Below are 16,153 nucleotides of genomic sequence, written 5' to 3' on the forward strand. Positions count from 1 at the left end.
GCTTGCCGCGCGGGGCCGGGTCCGGGCAGGCGGGGCGCACGGCGGAACGCCTGCGGCACAACCCTACCATACCCGGCGGGGTCACGGCAGGTCGGCAATGTGCGGGGGTTGACATTGCCAACTTGCCGGCGGCTCTCCCCTCCCATCGGGAGACGGGTGCGGTGCGGGACTGTGCGCATGCGGCGCGCCAAGGTATAGTCCCCGTTGCCTGCAAGGCGCGGGCGCGCGCCGCGCGGCAACCCACGAACCCCGTCCGCCATGAAACTGCGTTTGCCGTCGTCCGCCGTGCCCGTGTTGCTCGCGCTTCTGGTTACCGCGGGCGGCGCGCTGTTGACGGCCGCCGCCTGGCGGCAGGCGGCGCAACCCGAGCAGCGCCTGGCGCAACAGCGTTTCGAGGCGCTGCTGGCCGATGCCACGGTCGCGCTGCGCGCGCGGCTGCATGAGAACGACCAGTTGCTGCGTGGCATGGCGGCGCTGATGACGGCCAACCCGGCCACGTCGCGAGCCCAGTGGCGCAACTACCTGTACGCGGCGCAGCTCGACGAGCTGCCCCCCGGCACGCAATCCGTCGGCTATGCCCCGGTGGTCCGGCGCGACGGCGTGGGCCGCCTGACTGCCGCCGCCCGCCGCGACGGCCTGTCCGATTTCAGCATTACCCCGGCGGGGGGGCGCGATCTCTACGTGCCCGTCTTCTATATCGAGCCGCCGGCCGGGCGCAACGCCCGCGTGCTGGGCTTCGACTTGCTGTCCGAGCCGGCGCGCCGCGCCGCGCTGGAGGCCGCCCGCGACAGCGGCGAGCCGCGCGCCACCGGCGGACTGGAGCTGATTCGCGAGGCCGAATCGCCGACGCACCAGCTTGGCGCGCTGGTGGTCCTGCCCGTGTATGGCGGCGGCGAGGCGTTTGGCAACGCCGAGGACCGGCGCGCGGCGGTCATCGGCTATGTCTTCGCGTCGCTGCGCCTGGGCGACCTGATGCGCAGCGTCACGGGTCGTGCCGCCAGCGAACTGGTGCTTGCGCTCCAGGAGGGCCCTGCCAGCGCGCGCGGCAGGCTCGTGTCCGGCGATCTCACCGACGGCGAGCGCCGCGACGACGGCCATCTGCCCATGCTCGCCGCCGAACGCCAGTTCGACTACGGCGGACGGACCTGGACGCTGCGCGCGGCGTCCCGCCCGGCATTCGAAGCGGCCCACGGCAACGACCGTGCCCGCATGGTTGCCGCCGCCGGCGCGCTGGCCACGCTGCTGGTGACGCTGCTGACCTTTGCGCTGGCTCGCCAGCGGCAAGCCGCCCGGCAGGACGCCGCAGCGGCCGACAGCCGCCGCGAGGCCGACCAGGCCATGCTGCAGGCCTGCATGGCGCTAGCCGCGGACGGATTCCTGGTGACCGATGCCGAGGGCAGCGTGACCAGCGCGAGCGCACGCGCCGCGCAGTTCTTCGGCACCAGTGCCGAGGACCTGCAGGGCCGGGCGCTGGCCGGGCTGGTGCCGGGGGTTGCCGGCATTGCGATGGCGTCGGTCGCGCGGTCCGGGCGGGCGTCGGCCCAGCGCGAGCTGGAGGGCGTGCGCGCCGACGGCAGCCGTTTCCCGCTGCGGGCCGGCATGGCGCGTCTGCCCGGCAACGGTTCCGGCGAGCCCGCGCGCTCGCTCTGGATCCTGACCGACCTGGATGAACTGTGGCGGGCGCGCCAGCAGGCTGCCGTGCAGGCCGGCCGCTATGCGAGCCTGGCCGACCACGCGCCCATGTGCGTCATCACCTTCGATGAAGACGGGTGCATCACCGGCATCAACCGTGCGGGCCAGCACCTGCTCTGGTATCCCGATCCCGGGCTGGTCGCCGGCATGCGCTACGCCGACCTGCATGTGGCCGATGAGCTGGCCGAACGCGCGCGCGAGCTGACGCGCGAACTCGGGGAAGCCGTCGCGCCCGGGCTGCCGGCGCTGGTGGCCAAGGCCCGCCTCGGGCTGGTCGACGAGCGCGAATGGACATGGGTGCGCAAGGGCGGCTCGCGCGTGCCGGTGCAGGTGACGTTGCGCATATTGCCCGCCGAAGACGGGCAGCCGCGCGAGTACCAGGCCATTGCCTGCGACCTGACCGAACGCCACCGCGTGGACGAGTACATCCGCCACCTGGCGCTGCATGACGCGCTGACCGGCCTGCCCAACCGCGCCGAGCTGACCGAGCGCTGCGAAGCGCTGCTGCTGCACGCACGGCGCCACGGCGAGCGCGTGGCCCTGCTGCTGCTCGATCTCGATCATTTCAAGCACATCAACGATTCGCTGGGCCATCCGGTCGGCGACGACGTGCTGCGTACAATTGCCGACCGCCTCAAGGCCGCCGTGCGTCCGGGCGACCTGGTCGCGCGCATGGGTGGCGACGAGTTCGCCGTGGTGCTGAGCGGACTGCGCCAGGACAGCGAGGCCGAGCTGGCCGCCTCGAAGATCCTGGCGCGGGTGTCCGAGGAACTCGACATCGACGGGCAGCGGCTGCGGGTGACGCCATCGCTTGGCATCGCGATGTTCCCGACCGATGGCGAATCGCTGACGGACCTGCTCAAGTCGGCCGATGCCGCCCTGTACGCTGCCAAGCAGGGCGGCCGCGCGCAACAGCGCCGCTTTGCCAGCGAGATGGCAGAAGCGGCCCTGGCACGCCTCACCATCGAGGGCCTGCTGCGCCGGGCGCTCGACGCACAGGAGTTCAACCTGCGCTACCAGCCCATCGTCGATACCACCACGCTGGCCGTGGCCGGCGTGGAGGCGCTGATCGCCTGGCAGACGCCGGAGCGCGGCACGATGTCGCCGGCCGAGTTCATCCCCATTGCCGAGCAATGCGGCCTGATCGGCGCGCTCGGCGAATGGGCACTGGCCACGGCCTGCCACGATATCCAGGCGCTGCGCGCTGCGCTGGGCCGCGAGATCGAGGTGGCCGTGAACATCTCGCCGCTGCAGTTGCGCCAGGCCGGGTTTCCCGACGTGGTCGCGCGCTGCCTGGAGCAGAGCGGGCTGCCGCCGGCCAGCCTGACCATCGAGGTGACCGAGGGGATCCTGGTCGATGGCGGCGAGACCACCATCGACACCTTCCGCCGGCTGCGCGAACTCGGCGTGCAGATCTCGATCGACGACTTCGGCACCGGTTACTCGGGCCTGCACTACCTGACGCGGCTGCCGATCAACCGGCTCAAGATCGACAAATCCTTCGTCGACGACGTAGCCACGCCCGGGCATGACCAGGTCGTGGCGGCGGCGATCATCGCGCTCGGCCACCAGTTGCACCTCAAGGTCGTGGCCGAGGGCGTGGAAAGCATGGCGCAGTTCAGGTTCCTGCGCGAGCAGGGCTGCGATGCGCTGCAGGGTTACCTGTTCTGCCGCGCGGTGGGCCCCGAGACCCTGCGCGAGGTACTCGACAGCGGCTTCGAGCGCATGCTGCCGGCCGATGCCTGGCGCGAAGCCGACGCCGCAGCCAACGCCGCAACCGACGTCGAATCGGGCGAACCCGGCACCGAACCCAAAAATCAGCCGATAGCCCCATCGGAATAGTTTGCCGTTCTGCCACACGCCTGGCATATCGCCTGCCTATGCTGGCATCCGTTCAGATGGATTCGCGGAGATGGCGTGATGCAGGCAGGCAAGCCCGGGGAGGGCCGGGTATTCCTGGCGGTAGAAGACATCAGCAAGCGCTTTGGCGCTTTTGCTGCGCTGGATGGCGTCTCGCTGTCGGTCGGGCAGGGTGAATTGCTGTGCCTGCTGGGCCCCTCGGGCTGTGGCAAGAGCACGCTGCTTCGCATCATCGCGGGCCTGGAGCGCCAGGACGCCGGCCGCGTCCATGCCGGTGGGCGCGAGCTGACCAGACTGCCGCCGCAGGCGCGCGGCTACGGCATCCTGTTCCAGTCCTACGCGCTGTTTCCCAACCTGACGGTGGCCGCCAATGTGGCGTATGGCCTGCATGGTCGCGGCATGGGTCGGGCGCACCGCGATGCGCGCGTCGCGGAAATGCTCGACCTGATCGGGCTGCCTGGCAGCGAGCACAAATACCCCGGCCAGCTATCCGGCGGGCAGCAGCAGCGCGTGGCGCTGGCCCGCGCACTGGCGCCCGCGCCGTCGCTGCTGCTGCTAGACGAGCCCATGTCGGCGCTGGACGCGCGCGTGCGCGAGCACCTGCGCATCGAACTTCGCCAGCTCCAGCGCCGGCTCAACATCACTACGGTCATGGTCACCCATGACCAGGAAGAGGCCATGGCGATGGCCGACCACATCGCCGTGATGGACGGCGGACGCATCGTGCAGGCCGGCACGCCCGCGCAGATCTACGAGCAGCCCGCCTCGGCCTTCGTCGCCAACTTTGTCGGGCAGGCCAACTGGCTGCCCGGCCGTCGCGGCGGCCCGGGCCGCTTCGTGGTGGGCGACGGCAGCTTCGCCGTCGACCTGGAGGTGGCATCGCCCGACGGCATGCCGGAGTCCGGGCGCGTGTGCTGCCGCCCCGAGGCCGTGCGCCTGAACGCCGCCGACGGCGACGCCAACCGGCTGCTGGCCCGCGTGGTGGACCATACCTTCCTGGGCAGCCGCTACCGCGTGGCGCTGGAGGCCGAGCGCCTGCCGGGCATGATCCTGTTCGCCGACGTGCCGCGCTCGGAGCGCCACCTGCTGCCCGGCGCGGGCACGCAGAAATTCTGGATCTCACTGCCGGCGGCGGCGCTGCGGGTGTTCGCATGAGCCGCGCCGCGCACGACACCGCCGGCATGCCGGCCATCCGCCCGGCGCACTACGGCGCGGCACCGCGCCGCGGGATGGGCGCGGGCGTGGCCCATCGCGCGCCATCCGCGATGAAGTGGTTGTGGCTGGCCGGTGTGGCCGTGGCGCTGGTGCTGCCGCTGCTGGCGCTGTTCCGCCAAGCCTGGTTCGACGGCGCGGGGCGCTGGGCGCTTGGTGCGCGCGTGGCCGAGCTGCTGGCCAATCCCAACTTCCTGCCGCTGCTGGGGCGCAGCGTGGCAGTCGCCCTGGCAACGGTGGCGCTGGTCGTGCCGCTGGCCTTCGGTTTTGCCTATGCGCTGCAGCGCTCGCGCATCGCCGCACGGCCGCTGTGGCGTGGCATCGCGCTGCTGCCGCTGTTTGCGCCGTCGCTGCTTCCGGCCATCGCGCTGGTGTATCTGTTCGGCAACCAGGGGATCTTCAAGCACGCCTTTGGCGCAGGCGGCATCTATGGTTTCTGGGGCATCCTGCTCGGCGAGGCCTTCTATACCTTTCCGCACGCGCTGATGGTGCTGGTCGCCACGCTCTCGCTGGCCGATGGGCGGCTCTACGAGGCCGCGCGCGCCATGGGCGCCAGCCCGTGGCGCACCTTCTGCACGGTGACGCTGCCCGGCGCGCGCCAGGGGCTGTTCGCCGCGGGGTGCCTGGTGCTGACGCTCGTCATCACGGATTTCGGCGTGCCCAAGGTGGTCGGCGGCGGCTATCCGGTGCTGGCGCTGGAGGCCTACAAGGCCGTGGTCGGGCAGCAGAAGTTCGAGACCGGCGCGCTGATCGGCATGTTGCTGTTGCTGCCGGCGCTGCTGACCTTCGGCGTGGACATGGCCATGCAGCGCCGCCAGCGCGCGCAGATGAGCAGCCGCGCGCAGGTTTATGTGCCGGGGCCGGACCGCATGCGCGATGCCGTGTGCCTGCTGGTGGTGGCAACGGCCAGTGCGGCGCTGCTGACGGTGCTGGTTACCGCGGTGGGCGCGTCGCTGGTGAAGCTGTGGCCGTACAACCTGCAGCTCACGCTGGGCCACTATGACTTCGACAATATGGACGGCGGCGGCTGGCTGGCCTATCGCAACAGCCTGAAGCTGTCGCTGCTGAGCGCCGTCGCCGGCGCGGCGATCATCTTCCTGGGCGCCTGGCTGACCGAGCGCACGCGCGGGCCGGCGTGGCTGCATGCGCTGCTGCGCGGAGGCTTCCTGCTGCCGATGGCGGTACCCGGCTTGGTGCTGGGCCTGGGCTACGTGTTCTTCTTCAATGCGCCGGACAACCCCTTGCACGCGCTCTACGGGACCATGGCGCTGCTGGTGCTCTGCAACGTCGCGCACTTCTACACCACCGGCCACCTTACCGCGGCCGCCGCGCTGCGCCAGCTCGACACCGAATTCGAAGCCGCCGCGCTGTCGCTGGGCGTCGCGCCGCTGGTGACGTGCTGGCGCGTGACCGTACCGATCTGCCTGCCGGCCATCCTCGACATCTTCCGCTACCTGTTCGTGTCGTCGATGACCACGGTGTCGGCGGTGATCTTCCTGTACAGCCCCGACACCGTGCTCGCCGCGATTTCCGTGCTGAACATGGACGACGCCGGCGACACCGCGCCCGCGGCCGCCATGTCGACGCTGATCCTGCTGACCGCCATCGTGGCCGCGCTGCTGCTGCACGCCGCCTCGGCCGGCTGGCTGCGCCGCACGCAGGCCTGGCGCCGGCCAGCCTGAACCTATCCGCATACCCCGAAGGAGAAGCCATGTTCCGCCTCACCCGTACCGCCACGGCGTTGGCAGCATTTACGCTGCTTGCCGCCGCCCAGGCCCACGCCGCCACCGTGCTGACGGTCTACACCGCGCTGGAAGCCGACCAGATCGCCGCCTACAAGGCCGCGTTCGAGAAGGCGAACCCCGATATCGAGATCAAGTGGGTGCGCGATTCCACGGGCATCGTCACGGCCAAGCTGCTGGCCGAAAAGGCCGCGCCGCGCGCCGACGCCGTGTGGGGCCTGGCGGGCTCGAGCCTGGCCATCCTCGACAAGGAAGGCATGCTCCAGCCGTACGCGCCAAAGAACCTCGGCGCCATTGACGCGCAGTATCGCAGCGCGGCCAACCCGCCGGCATGGGTGGGCATGGACGTATGGGGCGCGGCGATCTGCTTCAACACCGTCGAGGCGCAGAAGCAGGGATTGCCCAGGCCGACCTCTTGGGCGGACCTGGCCAAGCCGGTGTATGCGGGCAAGATCGTGATGCCGCATCCGGCTTCGTCGGGCACCGGCTTCCTCGACGTCAGCGCCTGGCTGCAGATGATGGGCGAGAAGAAGGGCTGGGACTACATGGATGCCCTGCACAAGAACATCGGCCTGTACACGCACTCGGGCTCCAAGCCTTGCAAGATGGCCGCGCAGGGCGAGTTCCCGATCGGTATCGCGTTTGAATACCGCGCCATGAAGTCAAAGAAGGAAGGCGCGCCGATCGATATCGTGCTGCCGAGCGAAGGCCTGGGTTGGGATATCGAGGCCACGGCCATCATCAAGGGCACGAAAAACCTGGAGGCGGCGCGCAGGCTGGCCGACTTCTCGGCCTCGCGCGAGGCCATGGGTTTGTACGAGAAGAACTTCGCCGTGCTGGCCGTTCCTGGCATTGCCAGGCCGGATGCGCTGTTGCCGGCCGATTATGAGAAGCGGCTGATCAAGAATGACTTTGTGTGGGCGAGCGCGAATCGCGATCGTATTCTGGGCGAGTGGAGCAAACGCTACGAAGGGAAGGCAGAGAAGAAGTAGGCGCGGCGGCAGGGAACGTGTGGATGCGCTGGCCGGGAATATGCCCGGCCAGCGCATTTCTTGCTGATTGGGCGACCAATCATTCACGCGCGCAACGCGCAGAAATGGGTACGCTACCGGCGCGAGGACAGGCTGCAACTACGCGTGGCAAGCGAGCGAAGGGACTCAGGCCTGGTTCGGGGCCGTGGTTTCCGCATCAGGCGCGTGCAGGCGACGGTACAGATCGTCGATGCGTTCTCGGCTGGCGCGCAATTCTTCACGGCCCTGCTCGGTGAGCAGGTAGACGCGGCCGATGCCGTCGCGCAATACGCTCTGCAGGTAGCCTTCCATCTGCAAGGCACGCAGCAGCGGCCGTACCGTGCCGATATCGACCTGGAAGCCATATTCCATCAGCATTTCTGCGAGCATGGCCACGGTCGCAGGGACTTCCATGGCGAACTGCAGGACGTAAACACGGGCGAGCAAGCCCAGGAACTGTCGTTTCATGTGGCAGGCAACGCGGAACGGGGGAGGCCGGTTGACGCAAGTTTCACAATGTGAAGCATGCGCGACCGCATGGTCCTCATGGCAACTTGCCTGGGCTGCCGGCATTCCAAGCTTGCGCCTGCTTGCGGCAAAAAAGAAGCCGCCAGTATCCTGGCGGCTTGTCGGGAATGCGTCGGAGGGGTCAATTAACTCTGGCGCAGACCAGATTTTAATTTGATCGAAGTCCCATTGTCACGTGCCTGTCGCATGTCCCCCTCTACCGAGGGGTGCGACTGAAAGCTACTTGCAAGCTCATGTGGCGAGGATGCGACCGGATCGGCAGATTTCCGCGATGAACTAGTATGAATCGCCAATTTTTGTGATTTTTTGGCCTCATTTTTGCCGCGAAAGCCGGCTTCGCTGTTTCGATGAACAGGTCCGAAAACAGCTTGCGGCGGGAGGGGGCACGGGCGTCTAATCCGCCCATGTCGATGGCCGTCACCCAATCATGAAACCCGCCGATCTCGTCCGCCTGCTCTCGCTGGCCGCTCTCTGGGGCGCCAGCTTCCTGTTCCTCCGTATCGGGGCGCCAGTACTGGGGCCATTGCCGACCGCTTTCGTGCGGGTGCTGATTGGCGCGGTCACGCTTGCCGCCTGCCTGCCCATGCTCGGCTTGCGTTGGGACATGCGCGGCAAATGGCCGGCCGTGCTCACGCTGGGCGTGGTGAATTCTGGGATTCCATTCGTCATGTATTCCATCGCCGCGCTCTGGCTGCCGGCCGGATACTCCGCCGTGTTCAACGCGATGACGCCGCTGATGGGCGTGCTGATCGGCGCCCTTTTCTTTGCCGAGCGCCTGACGCGCGCCAAGGCGGCCGGCGTGGTGCTGGGCCTGGCGGGCGTGGCCGTGCTCACGCGTACCGGGCCAATGACGTTTTCCGTGCACGTATTGCTCGGCGCGGTCGCGTGCCTGGTGGCGACGGCTTGCTACGGGCTGGCCGGTTTCCTGACGCGGCGCTGGATCACCGAACGCGGCGGGTTGGACAGCCGCCAGGTGGCCGCCGGCAGCCTGGTCGGGGCCACGCTGTTCCTGCTGCCGTTCAGCCTTGGCGCGCTGGCGCAGCACAATACGCTGCCCGATGCCGGCGCCGGCGTGTGGGCCGCCATGCTGGGGCTCGGCGTGGTCTGCACCGCGCTGGCCTATATCCTCTATTACCGCTTGATTGCGGACCTGGGCCCGGTGCGGTCGCTGACGGTCACGTTCCTGATTCCGCCGTTCGGCATTGTCTGGGGCGCGCTGTTCCTGCACGAGTCGCTGTCCTGGGCGCACCTGGTGGGTGGCGCACTGATCGGCGGCGCAGTGTGGATGGTGCTTCGCCCGACCCGGCCGCAGCCGCAACCCGAGCCTGCGCGCGGCTGAGCTTCAGGCGCCGGCCACCACGTTGTAGCGCTCGCGCACCAGCATCACCACGCGCCGCGCCTGACGCAGGTTGCGCACGGCATCGGCTTCGGTGCGCTCGGGAAAATCCACTTCTGCGCTCCAGTTGCAGCCGGTGTGATCCGGTCGATGCACGCACAGCGCGTGCAACTGGCAGTCCTGGCAACCCGGCTCCTGGCGCAGGCAAAAGTTGAGCAGGCGCTTCAGTTCGGACAGGGGCTTGGTCAGTCGCGCCATGGTCGGCTCCGCTAAGTCGCGCCGCGCGTGTCAGCCGGCCGGCGTTCCGGCCCGGCATTCCGGGCAGATGCCATACAGGACCAGCATGTGCTCGCGCAGCGCGAAGTCGTTGTCGGCCGCCACCTGGCGCTGGCGCTGTTCGATCCTCTCGTCGCGGAATTCCTCGACGCGTCCGCAGGTCATGCAGATCAGGTGGTCGTGGTGGCCGCCTTCGTTGAGCTCGAACACGGCGTGGTCCGATTCGAAGCTGTGGCGCAGCAGGATCTCGGCCTGGACCAGCTGGTTGAGCACGCGGTACACGGTCGAGAGCCCGGCGTCGTCATCCTGCGAGAGCAGGATGCGGTAGACGTCTTCGGCGCTCAGGTGGCGGCGCTCGCAGGTACGGAACACCTCCAGGACGCGCATGCGGGGCGACGTAGCCTTGAGGCCGGCGCGCTTGAGGTGGGCAGGATCGGGCATCACGGTTGGCATGGCATGCGGCTGCGGGCGCCATCCGCGGACGGCGTTGGGAAAACGGCTGAAATCAGGCTGGAAGACGTCCGGAACGCCCTCGCGGTGCGTCCCGGACGTGGCGCCGTGCTGCACGGCGCGCGGAATAAAAAGGCGGCTTGGCTTGTCGACGGATGACGCGGCCGGGAAAGCGGGGTCTGGTTGCTTTCCCGACCATCCGGCGACTGGCTACTGCCAAACGCTCCGCGTTACGGAGCGGTCCCCACAAAAGTCGGTAACAGGATGCCGCCTGGTGGCGACGATCCGGAAATGCTCTCCGGCAGGCCCGCTCGGTTCGCCGCGTACCGCGGCGGGGCCAGGCTGGCCGGCTGTCTGGTGCGTTGCCGCTGCGTCAGACAGTGATGTCATAGTAAATGGGAATCGATCTCATTACAATGGGGGATTCCGAAGTTTTTTGCCTGCCGGTTGGATTCCTTTCCAGGAAAAGGACTCAAGGCAAGAAGGTCGATCGGCTATGTTTCATTTTGTGGCAATATGTGGCGTTATGTTGTATTTTGATGGGGCCTCCCAACTTAGGAAGAATCCATGCGCCCCTTCTGGCTGGAACAAGCCCTTCTTGGTGATACGGATCTCACCCCCGCATTGCGCGGAACCAGACAGGCTGACATTTGCATCGTTGGCGGCGGTTTCACCGGGCTATGGACCGCGCTGCAACTCAGGCAAAAACGTCCGTCCCTGAAAATCACGATCCTCGAAGCCGACATTTGTGGGGCTGGGGCAAGCGGACGCAACGGCGGCTGCATGCTGACCTGGTCCACCAAGCTCTTTACGCTGGCCCGCCTGTTCGGTGAAACCGAAGCCATGCGGCTGATACGGGCGTCCGAGGATGCGGTCCCCGCTATTGCGGAGTTCTGCCGCACGCATGGGATCGACGCCGAACTGCGCATGGACGGCACCATCTATACCGCCACCAATCCCGCCCAGGAAGGTCAGCTCGATCCGGTCGTGCAGGCGCTGGAGGACTGGGGGCTCAATAGCTGGCAGCGCCTGAGCACCGTCGAGGTTGCCGCGCGAACGGGTTCCGCCCGCAACCGCTCCGGTTTTTTCTCACCACTGGCCGGCACGGTGCACCCGGGAAAACTGGTCCGCGGCCTGCGCCGCGTGGCGCTGAGTCAGGGCATCGACATCCATGAGCGCTCGCCCATGATCTCCCTGGTCGATGCCGCGCGTCCCGCGGTCGTGACGCCGAGCGGGCGCGTTGAAGCAGGCCACATCGTGCTGGCGCTCAATGCCTGGATGCCTGGTCTGTTCCCGCAGTTCGAGCGCTCGGTGGCCATCGTGTCGAGCGACATGATCATGACCGATCGCTGTCCCGACCTGCTGGCCAGCATCGGCCTGGATCATGGCACGTCGGTGCTGGATTCGCGCACCTTCGTCTATTACTACCGCACCACCCGGGACGGGCGCCTCATGCTTGGCAAAGGCGGCAACACGTTCTCCTACCGCGGGCGCATCGTGCCGGTCTTCAATCAGGCATCCCCCTACGAGACGATGCTCACGCACAGCCTGCGCGAGTTCTTTCCCGCCCTGAGCGATGTGCCGGTGATCGCCAGCTGGAATGGCCCGTCCGACCGGTCGGCGACCGGCTTCCCCTTCTTCGGTTACCTGAACGGAAACCGCGCGATTTCCTACGGTTTCGGTTATTCCGGCAATGGCGTGGCGCCAAGCTATATGGGCGGCCAGCTGCTGTCGTCGCTGGCGTTGGGCGAGGACAATGCCTGGACGCGCTCCGGCCTTGCCAGGGGCCCGCGTGGACAATTCCCTCCCGAGCCGGTGCGTTACCTTGGGTCGCTGCTGGTACGCAACGCGATTCGCCGCAAGGAAAACGCCGAAGATCGCCACGCGGAACCATTCCTGCTCGACAAGTTCCTGGCCCGCTTCGCGCAAGCCGCCGGCAAGGCCGACAAGGTGGCCTGAGGGCAGGTGGTGCCAGTACGGCGCTAACCCCGGCGCTAACCCCGGCGCCGCTGCCTGCGGCATGGAACATGACTGCCACGGTCATGCCGGACCGTCATCCGGCACTGGACGAGCCTGCGATCCCGGTTCACCATGGGGCCAGCGTGGCGGCCAGGTCAGCCGCCGTCAGCTGTTGCGCTGATGCGCGCAATTGCGCGCGGAAATCAAGAACGAACCCTCTGGACCAGGATGGACCATGAAGACCCTCTTTCTCGTCCGGCATGCCAAATCGAGTCGCGACGATCCCTCCTTGCCGGACCGGGAGCGCCCCCTCAATGATCGCGGTCGGCACGATGCCGCCGCCATGGGCAAGCGCATGGCCGGCCGCAAGTCGAAGCCTCGTCTGATCGTGTCGAGTCCGGCCGTGCGTGCGCTGACGACGGCGCAACTGATCGCCGACCAGATCGGCTATGCATACCAGGACATCGTGATCGATGATTCCTTGTATGCCAGCAGCGTGGTCAATCTGCTGGCCGTCGTTCATGCGCTTGATAACGAACTGGACGGTGTGATGCTGTGCGGCCACAACCCCGAGTTCACCGACCTCGCGCATCGCCTGTCGGGCGAGATCACCGACATGCCCACCTGCGCGGTCGCGGAATTCCACTACGACACGAAGGCGTGGGGGCACGTAGGGGAAATCACCCCATCGAAAGTGACCCTGTACTCCCCGAAAACGTAACTCGACGCGAGTCGGAACACTCTGGTCTGTCATGGCAGGCATGGATCACAGGGGCCATCATTCCGTCACGCGCTGGCTGGCAGGGGCGGCCTGCCTGGCCTTGTTGGTCGGATTCGGCCGGCTCGCATTGTTCGCCGCGATCGAGCGCGATGCGTTCGTACCCAAGCCCGCCGGCGTCTTCACGCCCGAGAGCTTCGGCACGCCGTCACGGCAGATCGTCTTCGCAAGTTCGCAACGCCAGCTGCATGCTTCCTACGTGCAGGCGGCCGACCCGGCTGCGCCGGCCTTGATGATCTGCCACGGCGACGAGGAGAACCTTTCTGACTGGGCCATCGTGCAGGCGCTGCTTTACCACGAGGGCATATCGTCCTTCGTGTTCGACTACAGCGGCTATGGCGCCAGCGACGGCCGGCCCAGCGTGAGCAACCTGCGCCAGGACGGCCTGGAAGCCTACCGTCGCTTTGTCGCGGACACGCCGCTGGCGGTACGGCGCTACGTCCTCGGCTACTCGCTCGGCTCGGGGGTGCTGCTTGATATCGTCGGCTCCCTGTCCCCGGCACCCTCGGGGGTCGTGATTGGCGCCGGATTCGCCACGGCGCGCTCGGCCGCGGTGGCCACAGGCATCGTGCCGTCCTGGCTGGCACCGCTGCTGCCCGAACCCTGGGACAACGAAGCGCAGGTGCGCAAGCTTGCGCTGCCGCTGCTGCTGGCGCACAGCCGTTCCGACGAACTGATTCCCTTCGCCAACGCAGAACGGCTTGCCGCCGCCGCCGCGGGGCCGCATCGGCTGGTCGCCTACAACGGCCTGGTTCACAACGCCGCCATCGAAGGCGACGAGCTCGTCCGCTTCTGGGCCCCGATCACTGCTTACCTGCATAGTGGACAACTCGATCCGGCCAGGGCAGGTCCGGCAGGAACGACCGACGTGGACAGCATGGAGCCTGGCGCGCGCAGGTGATCAAGGTTCGCCACCGGCCTCATACTTCCCGCCTGCTGTGCCGGCGAGCCAGCGGATCTCGCCAGGCACGTGGCGTTAGTTACGCCGCTCTCTTCGCATTGATCACCGCCTCCGCCACGTTGACTGGCGCCTCGGCGTAGTGCTTGAACTCCATCGTGAAGGTCGCGCGCCCTTGCGTGAGCGAGCGCAGCGACGTGGAGTAGCCGAACATCGTCGCCAGCGGCACCTCGGCGCGCACGACCTTGCCGCCGCCTCCCGCGATCTCTTCCATGCCGTGCACCATGCCGCGCCGTGACGAGAGGTCGCCCATCACGTTGCCGGTGAATTCCTCCGGCGTTTCCACTTCCACCGACATCATCGGCTCGAGCAGGATCGGCCTGGCGCGCTTCATGCCTTCGCGGAACGCCATCGAGCCAGCCATGCGGAACGCATTCTCGTTCGAATCCACATCGTGGTACGAACCGAATACCAGCGTGGCCTTCACGTCGACGATCGGATAGCCGGCCAGTACGCCGGCGGTCAGCGTCTCGCGAATGCCCTTGTCCACCGCCGGAATGAATTCGCGCGGAACCACGCCGCCCTTGATCGCGTCAACGAACTCGTAGCCGCCGCCATGCGGCATCGGCTCGACGTTGAGCACGACGTGGCCGTACTGGCCGCGTCCGCCGGACTGCTTGATGAACTTGCCCTCGACGTCTTTCACCGCCTGCCGGATGGTTTCACGGTAGGCCACCTGCGGCTTGCCGACCGAGGCTTCCACGCCGAACTCGCGCCGCATGCGGTCGACCAGGATCTCCAGGTGCAGCTCGCCCATGCCGGAGATGATGGTCTGCCCGGATTCCTCGTCGGTCGTCACGCGGAAGGACGGGTCTTCCTGCGCCAGCCGGTTCAGGGCGATGCCCATCTTCTCCTGGTCCGCCTTGGTCCTCGGCTCCACGGCCTGCGAGATCACCGGTTCCGGGAAGCTCATGCGTTCCAGGATGATGACCTTGTTCGGGTCGCACAGCGTGTCACCGGTGGTGGCTTCCTTCAGCCCGACCGCCGCGGCGATATCGCCGGCGCACACTTCCTTGATCTCCTGGCGCACGTTGGCGTGCATCTGCAGGATGCGCCCCAGCCGCTCGCGCTTGGACTTGACCGGGTTGTAGACCGTGTCGCCGGAATGGACCACGCCCGAGTACACGCGGAAGAAGATCAGCTGGCCGACGAACGGGTCGGTCATGATCTTGAACGCCAGCGCCGAGAACGGCTCGTCGTCGTTCGGGTGGCGCTCGGCCTCGCGGTCGTCCTCGGTATGGCCGAGGATGGCGGGCACGTCGGCGGGCGAGGGCAGGTAGTCGATCACCGCGTCGAGCATGCTCTGCACGCCCTTGTTCTTGAACGCGCTGCCGCACAGCATCGGCACGATCTCGTTGGCGATGGTGCGCTTGCGCAGGCCCTGCTTGATCTGCGCCTCGGTGAGCGGATCGCCGGCCAGGTATTGCTCGAGCAGCGTTTCGTCGGCCTCGGCGGCGGCTTCGATCATCTTGTCGCGCCATTCCTGCGCGATGGGCAGCAGCTCGGCCGGGATGTCCCGATACTCGAAACGCACGCCCTGGCTCTCGTCGTCCCAGACCACGGCCTTCATCTTGACCAGGTCGACCACGCCAAGGAAATGGTCTTCCGCACCGACCGGGATCTGGATCGGCACGGCGCGGCCCTTGAGCCGGTCGGCGATCTGGGTCTGCACGCGGAAGAAGTCCGCACCGACGCGGTCCATCTTGTTGACGAACGCGATGCGCGGCACCTTGTACTTGTTGGCCTGGCGCCAGACCGTCTCGGACTGCGGCTGCACGCCGCCGACCGCGTCATAGACCATGCACGCGCCGTCGAGCACGCGCATGGAGCGCTCGACCTCGATGGTGAAGTCGACGTGTCCCGGCGTGTCGATGATATTGATGCGGTGCTCGGGGTAGTTGCCGGCCATGCCTTTCCAGAACGCCGTGGTCGCCGCCGACGTGATGGTGATGCCGCGCTCCTGCTCCTGCTCCATCCAGTCCATGGTCGCGGCGCCGTCGTGCACTTCCCCCAGCTTGTGATTGACGCCGGTATAGAACAGGATACGCTCCGTCGTCGTCGTCTTGCCGGCGTCGATATGGGCACTGATGCCGATATTGCGGTAGCGCTCGATGGGGGTTTTGCGGGACACGGTGATCTCTCCAGGACGACACCAATGAACTAGAGTAGCACCTGCCGCGCAACCCCGTTTGCCCCTGCAATCGGAAGGGGCAGCCGCCGGGGCGGGCGTGCGCCTGCCGTCGTCAGCCGGCGGCAAGCCGGTGAATCCGGAGCGCTGGCGGCCTATAAGAGCAAAGAAATTGCTTCGTCAGATGAAGATTCATCTGCATTGCGGTGCCACCGCATTTCAGG

The 16,153-nt window shown here is 67.4% G+C and carries 12 protein-coding genes; 8 read left to right on the forward strand and 4 right to left on the reverse strand.

From position 1 onward, the window contains the following. Window positions 1-258: 258 nt before the first annotated feature. From KHO22_RS27515 to KHO22_RS27530, 4 genes are all read left to right on the forward strand, one after another. Window positions 259-3,534, forward strand: coding sequence for a bifunctional diguanylate cyclase/phosphodiesterase (locus KHO22_RS27515; RefSeq protein WP_211950342.1), 3,276 nt, complete (start codon window positions 259-261; stop codon window positions 3,532-3,534). 78 nt (window positions 3,535-3,612) lie between these two features. Beyond that, window positions 3,613-4,707, forward strand: a complete 1,095-nt coding sequence (locus tag KHO22_RS27520) for a putative 2-aminoethylphosphonate ABC transporter ATP-binding protein (RefSeq protein WP_211950343.1) — start codon at window positions 3,613-3,615, stop codon at window positions 4,705-4,707. Further along, on the forward strand, window positions 4,704-6,446 hold the full coding sequence (locus KHO22_RS27525) for a putative 2-aminoethylphosphonate ABC transporter permease subunit (protein WP_211950344.1): 1,743 nt from the start codon (window positions 4,704-4,706) through the stop codon (window positions 6,444-6,446). Before KHO22_RS27520 ends, KHO22_RS27525 begins: the two co-directional genes overlap by 4 nt. 29 nt (window positions 6,447-6,475) lie before the next feature. Continuing rightward, window positions 6,476-7,498 carry a putative 2-aminoethylphosphonate ABC transporter substrate-binding protein gene (locus KHO22_RS27530; RefSeq protein ID WP_211950345.1) on the forward strand — a complete coding sequence of 341 codons (1,023 nt, stop codon included), beginning with the start codon at window positions 6,476-6,478 and terminating at the stop codon, window positions 7,496-7,498. A 165-nt stretch (window positions 7,499-7,663) separates the two neighbouring features. On the opposite strand, the gene KHO22_RS27535 is transcribed toward KHO22_RS27530, so the two are convergent. Then, the gene (locus KHO22_RS27535) at window positions 7,664-7,984 is read right to left on the reverse strand and encodes a PadR family transcriptional regulator (RefSeq protein WP_211950346.1); all 321 of its coding nucleotides are present in this window, start codon (window positions 7,982-7,984) and stop codon (window positions 7,664-7,666) included. Between the two features lie 487 nt (window positions 7,985-8,471). On the opposite strand from KHO22_RS27535, the gene KHO22_RS27540 reads away from it, so the two are divergent. Further along, window positions 8,472-9,383 carry a DMT family transporter gene (locus KHO22_RS27540; protein WP_211950347.1) on the forward strand — a complete coding sequence of 304 codons (912 nt, stop codon included), beginning with the start codon at window positions 8,472-8,474 and terminating at the stop codon, window positions 9,381-9,383. 3 nt (window positions 9,384-9,386) lie between these two features. Here KHO22_RS27540 and KHO22_RS27545 read toward each other — a convergent pair whose 3' ends face one another. Both KHO22_RS27545 and fur read right to left on the reverse strand, forming a co-directional pair. Then, on the reverse strand, window positions 9,387-9,638 hold the full coding sequence (locus KHO22_RS27545) for a hypothetical protein (RefSeq protein ID WP_211950348.1): 252 nt from the start codon (window positions 9,636-9,638) through the stop codon (window positions 9,387-9,389). A 30-nt stretch (window positions 9,639-9,668) separates the two neighbouring features. Next, window positions 9,669-10,109 carry a ferric iron uptake transcriptional regulator gene (gene fur, locus KHO22_RS27550; RefSeq protein ID WP_211950349.1) on the reverse strand — a complete coding sequence of 147 codons (441 nt, stop codon included), beginning with the start codon at window positions 10,107-10,109 and terminating at the stop codon, window positions 9,669-9,671. Between the two features lie 564 nt (window positions 10,110-10,673). Between fur and KHO22_RS27555 the strand changes: the two genes are divergently transcribed. The 3 genes from KHO22_RS27555 (at window position 10,674) to KHO22_RS27565 (ending at window position 13,744) form a co-directional block, all read left to right on the forward strand. Beyond that, complete coding sequence (locus tag KHO22_RS27555) at window positions 10,674-12,065, forward strand: FAD-dependent oxidoreductase (protein ID WP_211950350.1); 1,392 nt, start codon at window positions 10,674-10,676, stop codon at window positions 12,063-12,065. Window positions 12,066-12,300: 235 nt separating this feature from the next. Then, the gene (locus KHO22_RS27560; RefSeq protein ID WP_211950351.1) at window positions 12,301-12,786 is read left to right on the forward strand and encodes a SixA phosphatase family protein; all 486 of its coding nucleotides are present in this window, start codon (window positions 12,301-12,303) and stop codon (window positions 12,784-12,786) included. Window positions 12,787-12,817: 31 nt separating this feature from the next. Next, entirely contained in the window at window positions 12,818-13,744 is a 927-nt protein-coding gene (locus KHO22_RS27565; RefSeq protein ID WP_211950352.1) for an alpha/beta hydrolase, read from the forward strand. A gap of 79 nt (window positions 13,745-13,823) precedes the next feature. Here KHO22_RS27565 and fusA read toward each other — a convergent pair whose 3' ends face one another. Beyond that, a complete protein-coding gene (gene fusA / locus KHO22_RS27570; RefSeq protein ID WP_211950353.1) occupies window positions 13,824-15,932 on the reverse strand; it encodes an elongation factor G in 2,109 nt (702 codons plus the stop codon). Between the last annotated feature and the right edge of the window lie 221 nt (window positions 15,933-16,153).

Source organism: Cupriavidus yeoncheonensis (assembly GCF_905397275.1).
GTDB classification, from domain to species: Bacteria; Pseudomonadota; Gammaproteobacteria; order Burkholderiales; family Burkholderiaceae; genus Cupriavidus; species Cupriavidus yeoncheonensis.